At 42.5% G+C, this 12,858-nt stretch carries 11 protein-coding genes; 2 read left to right on the top strand and 9 right to left on the bottom strand.

The annotated features are described in order from the left end of the window. Positions 1-42: 42 nt before the first annotated feature. From gntK to gnd, 3 genes are all read right to left on the bottom strand, one after another. Positions 43-1,575, bottom strand: a complete 1,533-nt coding sequence (gene gntK, locus MKY77_RS21975; RefSeq protein WP_339147811.1) for a gluconokinase — start codon at positions 1,573-1,575, stop codon at positions 43-45. A gap of 415 nt (positions 1,576-1,990) precedes the next feature. Further along, a complete protein-coding gene (locus MKY77_RS21980; protein ID WP_339147812.1) occupies positions 1,991-3,337 on the bottom strand; it encodes a gluconate:H+ symporter in 1,347 nt (448 codons plus the stop codon). 235 nt (positions 3,338-3,572) lie between these two features. After that, positions 3,573-4,469 (bottom strand): phosphogluconate dehydrogenase (NAD(+)-dependent, decarboxylating), encoded by an 897-nt coding sequence (gene gnd, locus MKY77_RS21985; protein WP_339147813.1) that lies wholly within the window; start codon positions 4,467-4,469, stop codon positions 3,573-3,575. 171 nt (positions 4,470-4,640) lie between these two features. Here gnd and MKY77_RS21990 point away from each other — a divergent pair, with 171 nt between their 5' ends. Further along, positions 4,641-5,498: a MurR/RpiR family transcriptional regulator gene (locus MKY77_RS21990; RefSeq protein WP_339147814.1), complete on the top strand. Its 858-nt coding sequence runs from the start codon at positions 4,641-4,643 to the stop codon at positions 5,496-5,498. Between the two features lie 201 nt (positions 5,499-5,699). On the opposite strand, the gene MKY77_RS21995 is transcribed toward MKY77_RS21990, so the two are convergent. Next, positions 5,700-6,707 carry a DUF1646 family protein gene (locus tag MKY77_RS21995; protein ID WP_339147815.1) on the bottom strand — a complete coding sequence of 336 codons (1,008 nt, stop codon included), beginning with the start codon at positions 6,705-6,707 and terminating at the stop codon, positions 5,700-5,702. 437 nt (positions 6,708-7,144) lie between these two features. Here MKY77_RS21995 and MKY77_RS22000 point away from each other — a divergent pair, with 437 nt between their 5' ends. After that, positions 7,145-7,765, top strand: coding sequence for an SDR family oxidoreductase (locus MKY77_RS22000; protein WP_339147816.1), 621 nt, complete (start codon positions 7,145-7,147; stop codon positions 7,763-7,765). Positions 7,766-8,003: 238 nt separating this feature from the next. Here the strand turns inward: MKY77_RS22000 and MKY77_RS22005 are convergent, their stop codons facing one another. From MKY77_RS22005 to MKY77_RS22025, 5 genes are all read right to left on the bottom strand, one after another. Beyond that, positions 8,004-8,132 (bottom strand): hypothetical protein, encoded by a 129-nt coding sequence (locus MKY77_RS22005; protein ID WP_342515473.1) that lies wholly within the window; start codon positions 8,130-8,132, stop codon positions 8,004-8,006. Positions 8,133-8,296: 164 nt separating this feature from the next. Further along, the gene (locus MKY77_RS22010; protein ID WP_339147817.1) at positions 8,297-8,782 is read right to left on the bottom strand and encodes a CBO0543 family protein; all 486 of its coding nucleotides are present in this window, start codon (positions 8,780-8,782) and stop codon (positions 8,297-8,299) included. Between the two features lie 109 nt (positions 8,783-8,891). Continuing rightward, complete coding sequence (wrbA, locus tag MKY77_RS22015) at positions 8,892-9,503, bottom strand: NAD(P)H:quinone oxidoreductase (protein ID WP_339147818.1); 612 nt, start codon at positions 9,501-9,503, stop codon at positions 8,892-8,894. Between the two features lie 266 nt (positions 9,504-9,769). Next, a complete protein-coding gene (locus MKY77_RS22020) occupies positions 9,770-10,966 on the bottom strand; it encodes a PDZ domain-containing protein (protein WP_339149892.1) in 1,197 nt (398 codons plus the stop codon). A 308-nt stretch (positions 10,967-11,274) separates the two neighbouring features. Continuing rightward, positions 11,275-12,753, bottom strand: a complete 1,479-nt coding sequence (locus MKY77_RS22025) for a S41 family peptidase (protein ID WP_339147819.1) — start codon at positions 12,751-12,753, stop codon at positions 11,275-11,277. Positions 12,754-12,858: the final 105 nt, after the last annotated feature.

Below are 12,858 nucleotides of genomic sequence, written 5' to 3' on the forward strand. Positions count from 1 at the left end.
TCTTCACCTTTCGCTCCAATCAACAGCTTTAGAATCTAGCCATCATTTCCTCTGCTGAAACGCCACCACCGCATCAAATTCTTGCTCATACAAACGGCTCAATCGAATGAACAACGGAGTCAACTCTTTGTACACTTCCACTTCCTTCTGGTCAGGCACATACCCATTCGTCGTCCCAACCATCTCATTCATCACATCAAACGAATCAATTTCACCCAGTGCATACAACCCAAGAACCGCAGCACCTAAGCAGGAACTTTCCACACTTTCCGGAATGCTTACTTCCTGGTTGAATATGTTAGAAAGCATCTGACACCAAACTTCTGAACGAGCAAACCCGCCTGTGGCGTGGATTTTCTCAGGAATTCCAATAATCTCTTCCAATGCCAACAGTACGGTATAAAGATTAAGGTTGATTCCTTCTAACACGGCGCGCATCATGTGCTCCCTTTTATGGTGGATACCAAGTCCGTAAAAGGATCCGCGCGCATTTCCGTTCCATAAAGGTGCACGTTCACCTGTGAGGTAAGGGTGAAAAAGGACACCTTCCGCACCAGGTTTCACTTGGGCAATTTTAGCTGTCATCACATCATAAGGATCGATGCCGAGTGCTTTTGCCTCTTCCACTTCCGCTTGGCAAAATTCATCGCGTAACCAGCGCATGATCATTCCGCCATTGTTGACTGGTCCGCCAATCACCCAATGGTCTTCTGTCAGCGCATAGCAGAAAGTTCTGCCCTTTGGATCGGTTACAGGCTTGTCCGCAACGGTCCGAATAGCTCCACTTGTTCCGATGGTCAGTGCCACCACGCCTGGCTGGACAGCGTTGACCCCAAGGTTGGAAAGTACGCCATCGTTTGCGCCAATTACAAATTTCACATCAGCAGGCAAGCCTAATTTCATAGCCCAGTCCGTTTTTATTCCCGAAATGACTTCTGTTGTAGGCACAAGTCGAGATAGTTTACCTGGTGTCACACCGGCAACTCCAAGTGCGCCTGCATCCCAATCCAATTTTTCCAGGTTCAGCATACCTGTTGCCGAAGCAATGGAATGGTCCACAACATACTCACCAAACAGTTTATGGAACACGTACTCTTTTATAGAGATGAATTTAGATGCCTTTTCAAAAACTACAGGATGTTCGTTCCGCAACCAGACAAGCTTGGCTAAAGGGGACATCGGGTGAATCGGCGTTCCCGTTCTCCGATAGATCTCATGACCATTCCATTCATTCTTGATTTTTTTGGCCCACTTCTCACTGCGCTGGTCGGCCCAGGTGATGCTTTTCGTTAATGGATTTCCTGCTTCATCCACTGCAATCAGGCTGTGCATCGCAGCACTGAAGCTAACATGTGACAGCTCTGTGGGATCAATGCCACCAAGCATGAGCGCTTCCCTGATGGAAATGGCCACCGCTTCCAGGATTTCGTCGGGATCCTGCTCAGCCGCTCCCATTTCAGGAGTGTAAAGTGGATATTCCACCGCATGTTGGCTCCGTACTTTTCCGTCCTTTGTGAAAAGCACTGCCTTGGTGCTTGTTGTTCCTATATCAACGCCTAGCATGTATGTTGTCATGGTGTCTTCCTCCTTGATTTAAAAGACTGTTTTCGTAAACTTTGTTGCTTTTGCGTATTCATGTATCAACCGTTATTTTCCATACTGTCGTGCTCTTTTCCTTGCTGTATCTAGAAATACTACTTGCAATCATTTAGAGTGAATAAGGCGTAAAAAGTCCAATTGCCGACTTTTTACAAGTTAATAGCAACAATCTCTGAGAAAAGAGCCATTCAAAATCACAACGGGCCAAGGAAATAGCTCCTTGACCCTACTTTAACTTATCTTAAGGCTCTGTTAAACATCGCTGATGATTTGCGCAATGGGCTTCGCTTTCCCCGGTGCGCTTACGGGGTCTCCTCTAAGCGCTACTTCCAACTGGAGTCTTCACCTTTTCTCCAATCATCAGCTATATCAACAATATCCTTAACAAAGCTTATCCTATAAATATACCAAGAGTTACCGCTACTGCAAAACCGACAAGTCCGATGATTGTTTCCATCATGGTCCAGGACTTCAAGGTGTCTTTTACATCAAGACCGAAGTATCTATTCACCAACCAGAATCCAGAGTCGTTCACATGGGATAGAACCGTTGCACCGGAAGCGATCGAGATAACGATCAGACCAAGCACAGGTCCTTCAAGACCCATGATACCGATAAGCGGTGTGATCAGACCTGCTGCCGTCACCATAGAGACCGTCGCGGAACCTTGGGCCACACGAACTGCCGCTGCGATCAAGAACGCGAGAACGATTGGAGGCAATGCAGAACCTGCCATCATCTCACCAAGAACATCACCAACACCAGAATCGATCAATACTTGCTTGAATACCCCACCGGCACCTGTTACAAGGATGATGATACCAGCTGGCTCAAGCGCTTTTGTCGCAATATCCTGTACATCTTGTTTCGTATATCCGCGCTTTGTTCCAAGGAAGTAGAACGTCAATAACGTTGCGATAGTCAATGCTACGAATGGGTGACCGACAAATGTCGTAATCTCACGAACGATGTGGCCTTCCTCATAGATGACCGTTGAAAACGTATTCACTAAAATCAATACTAAAGGTACTAAAATGATAGATGCAATCAATCCGAAGCCTGGTAGATCTTTGTCATATACCTTGTCTTCATCGATTTCCATGTACTTTGGAACCACAACATGAATTTTCTTACCAATATATTTACCGAACACCGGTCCAGCTAAAATCATGGCCGGAATACCAGCGATAACACCGAATAAGATAACCCAACCTAGGTCTGCGCCGATCAGGTCAGCAACCGCAATCGGTCCCGGAGTTGGCGGGATGAAGCTGTGCGTTACAGCAAGTCCAGCTAGTAATGGAATACCGTAGTGTAAAAGAGACTTACCTGTTTTTTTCGCCAAGCCATAAACGATTGGCACTAAAATGATGAAACCTACATCAAAGAATACCGGTATCGCCACTAAGAAACCGGTGATACCAAGTGCCCATTGGGACTTTTCTTCTCCAAATTTCTTCATCAAGGTTTGAGCAAGTCTTTCTGCTCCTCCTGAGACTTCTAGCATTTTACCGAACATGGCACCAAGTCCGACTACGACTGCAACGAAGCCGAGGGTGCCTCCCATCCCGTTCTGGACGGATGCGATGACTTCATTTAGCGGCATGCCTGCTGCGATACCTACTAGTAAACTGACAAGTAGCAGGGCTACGAATGCGTGTAGTTTTGTGCGGATGACTAGGAATAATAGCACGAATATGGCTGCTGCTGCGATTAGGATTAGCATGGATCCTGACATGGTTTGTTTCCTCCTTTTTATTACTACTTTTAAAAGATTTATGTTTTTACGTTTACTCCAGCTGACTTCCGTTGCAGATATTCGCTTTCCGCGGGACGGTGCTTGAGCCTCCTCACAACGCTCGGGGGTCTCAAGCTACCGCTACCTCCCGCAGGAGTCTCATATCTTCCACTTCAGCCAGCTGGGAGAAATCAGTCAATTTAGCGTCTCTCTTTTTCTACTAATCTAATAAATCTTAGTTCTTTTCGACTGCATGGCCACCGAATTCGTTTCGTAGTGCTGCGACTACTTTTCCGGAGAAGGTGTCCGGCTCTAGTGAGCGGTAGCGCATCATTAGGGATAGGGCGATGACTGGTGCTGCGGCCTGAAGGTCAAGGGCTGTTTCTACTGTCCATTTACCCTCACCTGATGAATGCATAACGCCTTTGATTCCTTCCAATCTAGCATCCTTGCTGAATGCATTTTCGGTTAGTTCCATCAGCCATGAGCGAACAACCGATCCGTTGTTCCATACTCTTGCAACCTTTTCATAGTCAAAATCAAAATCACTTTTTTCTAAAATGTCGAAGCCTTCTGCGATTGCTTGCATCATGCCGTACTCCACGCCATTGTGGACCATTTTCAAGAAGTGGCCGCTACCGGACTTTCCTGCATATAAGTAACCGTTCTCTACACAAATATCTTGGAATAACGCTTCTACATGCTTGAATGCCTCTTCATTGCCGCCGATCATCGTGCATGCTCCATTTCGAGCACCTTCCATACCGCCACTTGTCCCGACATCCAGGTAGTGGACACCTTTTGCAGCAAGCGCTTCTGCACGCTTTAATGTATCTTTATAGTTGGAGTTACCACCGTCGATGATGATGTCCCCCTCAGTTACGAAACCAGTAATCTCTGAAAGTACGTTTTCGGTAATTTCCCCTGCAGGGACCATCATCCATATCACTTTCGGAGATTCCAGCTTGCCTAGAGCTTCCTCAATCGAGTAAGCACCGACAGCGCCAGCCTTTTCGCTTTTGACAACGTTTTCTTTGTCCACATCAAAAGCGACTACCTCATGCTTGTTATCTATTAAATTCAAAGTCAAATTATAGCCCATTTTACCTAAACCAATCATTGCTAGTTTCATAAACCGTAAAACTCCTTCGTATGAATTCCTATTTGAGGAAAAATATTTTTTAACTTGTTCCTATTATGAAAAAAAATTCCCCAAAATGCAAGCGTTATCAAAAAATAGTTTCTTTTTTTTTGAAATCTCTTTATGATAGATAGTAGATTACTATTTCTGGAGGGTCGCACCATGAACAGGCAAGAAACACAATACTGCATGATGCGCATACGTTCCCACTATCCACAGTTCAGGGGGAAGGAGCAAGTCATCGCGGACTATATCCTCAATAATCCACAGAAAATTGTCCACAGCACCATCAACCAAGTAGCAGATGACCTTGGTGTAGCAGATTCTACTGTTTTCCGTTTCTGTCAGCGCATTGGTTTCAAAGGCTACCAAGCGATGAAAATTGCACTCGCAACGGAAATTGTGGAGCCCATTCAAGATATTCATGAAAATATCATGGAACATGACAGCGAAAAAACGATTGCGGAAAAAGTATTTCGCTCCAATATAAAAACACTTGAAGATACTCTAAAAATCCTTGATGATCAGGCTTTTCATGAGGTGATCAGCGCCATTCTTGGAGCTCGCAAAGTCGAATTGTTCGGCAGTGGCGGATCCAATGTCATCGCATTGGACGCCTACCATAAACTTATCCGTACAGGGGTTTCTGTGAACGTCCAGTCCGACACCCACATGCAGCTTATGTCTGCCAGCCAACTGACAGATGAGGACGTAGCCATCATCATTTCGCATACTGGAGCGTCCAAGGATATGATGCATATTCTCGAAGTTGTGAAAGCAAACGGCGTCAAAACGATCGGCATCACGAACTTTGCCAAATCTCCGCTTAGCCAAGGTGTTGATATTGCCCTCTACACGATGTCAGAGGAAACGGATTATAGATCAGAGGCATTGGCTTCCCGGATCGCCCAGCTTGCCATGATTGATGCCATCTATGTCAATGTACTGATGGCGAAAAAGGATAAGGGAAAAGAGGCGCTACAGAAGGTACGTGCTGCGATATCCGTGAAAAGGGTTTAATAAAATTCAAAAACACAGAAGTCCTAAAAAGTGACTTCTGTGTTTTTTTATCAGCTCTTTTCTCAAAGATTGTTGCTGCCCACTAGTAAAAAGTCGGCAATTGGACTTTTTACAGCATAAAAAATCTAAAAAGGCATCAAAGTCTTTTGGTGTAGTCAGAAAAAGAGCACAACAGCAAAGAATATAACGAAAACAGCCTTTTTATAAGACGATAAAATAATATATCACCATCGCACAAATGCCGACCGGAACACCGTGGCGTGCCCACTCTTTACTTGTAATACCAAGTTTCCCCGCAGCAATGATATTAGGGATGTTCCCAGGTACCAACATTCCCCCACTGATCATGAGACCAAGCAAAATGATGCGAATGATTGATGGATCCAGCTCGGGGCTGATTTCTGCAGCCGCGAGTGTCGCGTTATCCAAAATGGCGGAGGACATATTGAACCAGTATAAGACGGAAGGGTCCATTCCTAAAAAGTAGGCGGAGACAAATGGTTCAAATCCCGCACCAAGAAAGGTCAGTCCCATTACAAAAAAGTAAATTTTTAAGCCCCGAATAAAGATTTCCTCGTAGCTCTCCTGGTCCTTCATACTCCGCTTCAGATCGTTAGGACCTGGTGCTTTGACCATAAAGGCAGCAAGCAAGCCGAATAAGAACAAAGCGAATAGGATATCCTTGCCCACCAGCCTTAACAGGTAAAAGAAATCCCCGTTCAACTTACTGATTGTCACGATGGATAACGGCTCTCCAATCGGCGTCAGAGCTGCACCCAACCCGATGGAAAAACAAGCAAGGACTGTAAGCCGTATTCTTTCTCTCTTTTCAAGGTCTATCCCTACCACTATGAATACCAAAAGAAGTGCAGCAATGATAGCGGTAATGACACTTGAAATCAAACCAAGAAATACGACAAGCAAAAAAATAAACAACTTGAATGGAACCCTGTTTTTCAAAAAGTGGAGGATCCGGCTAAACGGCATCTGCATCCATCTAAATATCAGGCCCGCGACTAAGACGGCGAGTGATATGAATATGGGGTCGGTTGCGGCCATGAAGAATAGCTGTTCATTGTAGACACCACTTACCATGGTTGCAAGTATTCCCATGCTCAGTAAAAAAACTTCCATATTTTCTTCTATTTTTTTGACAAGTAATGGTCCCGATAAAACGATCAGAAAAATCGATATCAACCCGAAATCCATTTTTCACACTCCCGTTGTCTGAAGAAATTCTTTAGATAACGGTTCATGTATATGCAGTTATTGGACAAACATGCCTGTTGTGTTGCTTACTGCGGTTCAAATGAAACTGTTGGTCAACCTTCTCTTTCACACCGAAACCCATCCCAAAGGTAATATATATACTACGATAGGTCGAGCGACAACTATGAGAATAACGGCAAGTAATAAGCCCTTTGTAGATACCCGCAATGCTTATAAAACGTTAAGTAATATATAAATAATAACGTTTTATCACTTGTTACAGAAAAGCAATCTTTCTTCCTAGATAGCGCCCGATCCTAACACTATGGAGCACTATATTAGTACAAAAACTCCAAAATCACATAATCCAACCCAGACATAGTCGAACAAGTCTATTTATAGTAAACTATCAGTATTTGAAAAAGGAGGCCAATCTCATGAATATTTTACTTCTCGGCGCAACCGGACGAGTCGGAAGTCATATAGTCACTTACGCCCTATTAGATGGACATCATGTTAATGTATTAGTTCGTACTCCAGAAAAGATACAAATAGATAATGAAAATTTATCCATTATTCAAGGGAATGTTTTAAATAAAGATGATATGATACATGCAGTGCATGGATGTGATGTGGTTGTTAGTGCACTAAATACAGACGGTACAACGACCCTATCAGAAAGCATGCCACTTATTATCGAGGCAATGGAACACGAAGGTATAAAACGAATAGTAACTATAGGAACAGCCGGTATCCTACAAAGTAGATCCACTCCCAATACTCTACGTTATCAATCTAGTGAATCAAAGCGTAAATCAACCCGTGCAGCGGAAGAACATCATAAAGTTTACGATATACTCAAACAATCAACCCTCGAATGGACGATTGTTTGTCCTACTTATTTGCCTGATGGAGAAAGGAAAGGCAAATATCGTATAGAACGAAATTATTTGCCAGAGGATGGAGTTAAGATATCAGTACCGGATACAGCAGAATTTACATTGAGACAAATTAATACTAACGATTATATTAATTCACGAGTAGGTATCGCCTACTAATTACGACTCAAGCGATACTTTGGTATTGAATTATATGGATTGTTGAAAAAATAAAAAGATGTCATGTAAAATAACATCTCATTACTGAATTACAACATCCACTAATGATGAGGTTCAATACTGCATAGTGTTTGTGCTTCTGAAAATTCCTACACTAAGTTATTTGTCACCCTCGTAAAATAAAATAAAATAAAATAAGCGCTAATCCCTTTTATGGTACCGCGCCAGTTGAAAATCTTTAATGCTTTTTCTTGTTTTTCACCCCTGCTAATGTCACAAAACCGGATAGTGCAAATGGTACAGGTGTAAAGCCAAAACCATCAAGAAATCTTCCCGACCTCCGGTTGCGTGCGACTTCACCAGCCATTTGTTTTTCTTTAACGCGTCCAGGGCAAACCTCTTAATTCATTCTTGATGGAGTCAAAAGCTTACAATTGCCCCAATGGACTTGCCCAATTTATCATTCACAACCTTAAAAAGGGTTCAAGTAGCAAACCTTTACGATTTGGGAAATGATTATAGAAGCCTATATTATACGACTTCTTTTTGATTTCCCTTTAATTTATCCACTATTTTTAGTAATCCAACAAAACCTCTAATTGTAAATAATGTAAAATTCACACTACCAAAAGTATGGAATGGCGTCCATTTTTTCCATTTAAATAACCGTGTAGTCTTTTCCATATACCATTGAGCAACACTCATGGGAACACTAAATATTAAACTTTTCAATAAGATTTTCCAAAGTTTATCGTTGTAGGAAATCTTTACCCAGACAACACTTAAGAGAGGAAAAAATAATACGTCAAAAATAATATTTGTTTTAAAAATATTTGGAAAGGGACGAATAGGATATTCAACTCTTTTTGTTCCAACCACATAAGCATCAATAAGAGTAGATAATACTCCTTTTGAGAAGAAAATCAAGAGATTTTCTCCCACTTTTCGTCCTTTAAACAAAAAAGGAAAAGAAATAAAACATAAAGATGTAAGTAAATTCAACAGTTTTTTCTCCATAATAAACATCCTTTCAAAGGATTTCTTTACAATATTAAAATTTCCTATTCTAAAAAATATATCCTTAAAAAAAGCCAACCAAAAATATATTGGTTGGCACTTACATTTATTATTGATTTGCTTTCTTTACCCATTCTGCAACGGTCACTGTACGTTTTGCCTGATGTTCTACAGCCGCTCGAACATCCTCAATCATTTTTCCATCTTGGCCTACTGTCACACTTGTTCCATAAGGGTTTCCACCTGCTCCAAATATAACTGGATCAGTATAACCTGGAGTGGCAATAATCGCCCCCCAATGCATCATAGATGTATATAATGAAAGAAGTGTAGCTTCCTGACCACCATGTGGATTTTGTGCCGAAGTCATGGCACTGATTACTTTGTTTACTGTTTTTCCACTTGCCCATAACCCTCCTTGTATATCTAAGAATTGTTTCATCTGTGATGGCATGTTTCCAAATCGAGTCGGAACACTAAAAATGATTGCATCTGCCCATTCAATATCATCCCCTGTTGCAACTTGGACGTTTTTGGTAGCTTCCACCGTGTTCTTCCACACTTCATTTCTCTGAATAACAGACTCGGGAGCTAATTCTTGGACCTTTAGTACTCTAACCTCAGCACCAGCTTCTTTAGCTCCTTCTTCCGCCCATTTTGCAAGTTGATAATTTGTACCACCCATGCTGTAAAAAATTACGGCCAGTTTAACATTTGTCATCTTCTCTGTCTCCTTTGTAGTTGAATTGCCAAATAAATTGGTTATTTATACACCACCTATTATTTCTTTCGTATCTAATCTACATACCTTTTTTAAGTTATCCATTTTGAAACTTCGTGGTTTACTGGTCAAAAGAAATAATAAAAAAAGAGAAACGACTAATTCGTTTCTCTCAAGTGTATCCATATTAATTTCCTTTCCGGAAAATTATGAATCTCGATCCGAAAAATCTGAAAAGATTCCCGAGGAATTATGGAAATTTACAATTATACCGCTTCTGTATGCTTCCACTTCTTGCCTATCTGTACAAATAAAAGGCCTAACTCATGATGATCATTTTCATATAATGCACATTGTGCAAAGCGAGCCTCACCGTTGGTATCCACGACCTGTAGCTTGCAGAAGGCACGGTTTTGTTGAAGTGCTTCGTAAAAACTAGACACCGAATTAACGGGCATATTGTTCACTTTTGTGACGACTTCGCCAATATGAAGATTCATTTTTTCGGCAGGGCTTTCCGGGATGACTCCCAGAATGACAAGGCCCTCATCTCTCTGAACAAAAATTGGCTGTTGCTTGTCGTCCTGCATTCTGGCTCTGTAGTTCAACCACTCTCTTCCCACAACTGCAATGACCGCTGCAAGGATGGCGGCATTTTCCCACCAGAAGCTTCCGACACTAATTGCTAGCGCGAATACTCCCAGTAAGAGTAACTGACGGCCGACAAGTGGTATGACGTCCATTGGCAGACTCGACTTCAGGCGCTGATAATATCCCATGCTGAACGGGACGAGCCACAAGGATAAAGTATGTTCTCCCATCTGCAGCACAGGCCACCACTCGAAGCTTGTTTGAATTCCACCAGACCCCATAGGGACAAAAAGAAATATTGGCAGGATCCATACGCGCTGGATCACATGTGTGCCGACCGGTAATCCCCGTTTACTTTTTTGAAGCTGTGGAGAAGTTTGTAGTGGCGCCTGCTTTAAGACAAACAAACCCTCTGCAATCATAAGAATCCCCATCAACAGTGCCAAGGTAGGAAGATGTGTCTCTGCCAAGGAATCAAATAAGCGCTGAATAATGGTGATGCCGGTTTCCAGTTTTGGTAATAGAACGACACCCAACATGGAAAATCCGAATATGTAAGCAGTCGAAAGCCATCTTGGCTTGATGAAAAGTGTAAAAAGAATCGTAAACACGCTTAGAAGTACAACCGTTCCGAACGGCAGAATGAATCCTAAGCCTAGTGTGAGAACTGATAAAGCAAGTCCCACCATAAGGCTTTTGCATGCTTTTTGGAACTCTGTGAGTCCGTATTCCACTCTTATATGAAAGTCATAGCGTTCTCTTTTAACGCGAAAATATCCCAATACTACCGCAACGGCTAACGTCACATAAAGGACAGGGTGGATGAAAAGGCGTCCCACTCCTATCAGTAACTCCAAAACCCAAGAATCCATCACCCATTCACCGCCTAACCAAACAAACTTTTCTTTTATTTTAACACAAAAAAGTCAGCTCCCACCATAACGGAAGCTGACTGTGGTAATTTATTTGGCTCTTTTCTCAAAGAGTATTGCTATTCACTAGTCAAAAGTAGGCAATTGGACTTTTTACAAGAAAAGTCCAATTGGACTTTGCATAGCTTACGTACTCTAAAATAAGCATGTAGTATTTTTAGTATAGCAGAGAGAAGAGCACGACAATAAGGAATATTACGGTTAATTTAATCATATGAAAAAGCAACAAAGTTTACGAAAACAGCCATTTATTTCAGCAATATTTTAATTGCTTCTTTTAGCTGAACATCATTTTCTTTTGCGCGTACCGCATCAAGTAATTGTGCTTGCAGCTGTTCTGCTGTCTGGCTATCGACTTTACCGGATGTGGATAGATCATTTTCCGCTTGGAAGGACTTTACGGCATCCTCTGTTTCCTTGCTGAAATAACCATCGTCACGTCCCGGATCAAAACCAAGGCCTTTTAGCATCACTTGTACGTTTTTCACTTTTTCGCTGTTTGTGTCAAGGGCCAGCTCTTCATCCTTTTCCATGTTGATTGGGTTAGCATAGAAGTAATCAGGCTGTTTGACAGGTATGGTCGGCTCCACACCGTCATTGTGAATCCAGTTACCATCAGGTGTCAACCACTTATAAAGAGTCAGCTTCAAGTTACTGCCATCACCAAGCTCCAAGGCTTGCTGAACAGTACCTTTACCGAAGGAAGCATCACCAATCACATCATAATTCCCTGCCTCTTTTAAGGCTCCTGCAAGGATTTCCGATGCAGAGGCACTTCCCTTATCAATCAGTGTCACAATATCATATGGCTTCTTTTCTGTCATGGAGGAGAAGAAGCGTTGCTTTTCACCATTTCGCTGTTCGATCTGAACATACGGCTTTTCTTTTGTGACAAGCTCAGCCGCAATGATCTGTACCTGATCTAAAAGTCCACCAGGATTTCCACGAACATCAACTACCAGGCCTTCTATATTTTCTTTCTCAAGAGCTGCCAATTGTTCCTGGAAGTCCTTGCCTGTATCTTGAGAAAAGGAGGTGATTTGAATATAGCCCACTTTTTTACCATCTTGTTCAATCGTTTCGGAGTAGACTGTTTCAATCGGGATCGTATCACGGGTCACATCAACATTAAACGGTTCCTGTACACCCGGGCGCTGAATTTCTAGCGTAACGACCGTTCCTTTTTCACCACGGATTTTAAGGACAGCCTGATACAAATCCAGGCCTTCTATGTCTTCTTCATCCACCTTAAGGATCTGATCATTCGGTTGCAAACCTGCCTTTTCAGCCGGAGAACCACGGAATGGTGAAACGATCGTCACTTTTCCATTTTGCATGCCAACTTCAGCCCCAATGCCCTCAAAAGAGGATTCGAGTGACTGGGTAAATTGTTCTGCTGTATCTTTATCCATATACACGGAGTAAGGATCCTCCAAAGTATTGACCATCCCTTGAATGGCACCTTCAATCAGCTTTTCAGAATCTGTTTCTTCCACATAACGGGAGAAAATGATTTCATATGCCTGTTGAATCTTTTCCATTTGCTCTTTTGTATTTTTCGCCTTTTCCTGTGGTGCCGCCTGCTCCGTGTTATCCGTCAGAGGGTTTTGCACGGACGGTACTGCCGCAGCCTGACCATGTCCGAACCATTGTAGTCCTGCATACATTCCTGCTGCTCCAACTAGAACTGATACAACCATCAATACTGTAACGATTTTGCGATTCATGAAAGCTCCTCCTCATCCTATACCCCGTACCGAACGTTAGATATGACGCAATTGTACCATAGCCGGCGTTGGTTGAAAATTATTAAAACTTATGTAAGTGGCCAC

The sequence above is a fragment of the Sutcliffiella sp. FSL R7-0096 genome (assembly GCF_038595065.1).
Taxonomy (GTDB): domain Bacteria; phylum Bacillota; class Bacilli; order Bacillales; family Bacillaceae_I; genus Sutcliffiella_A.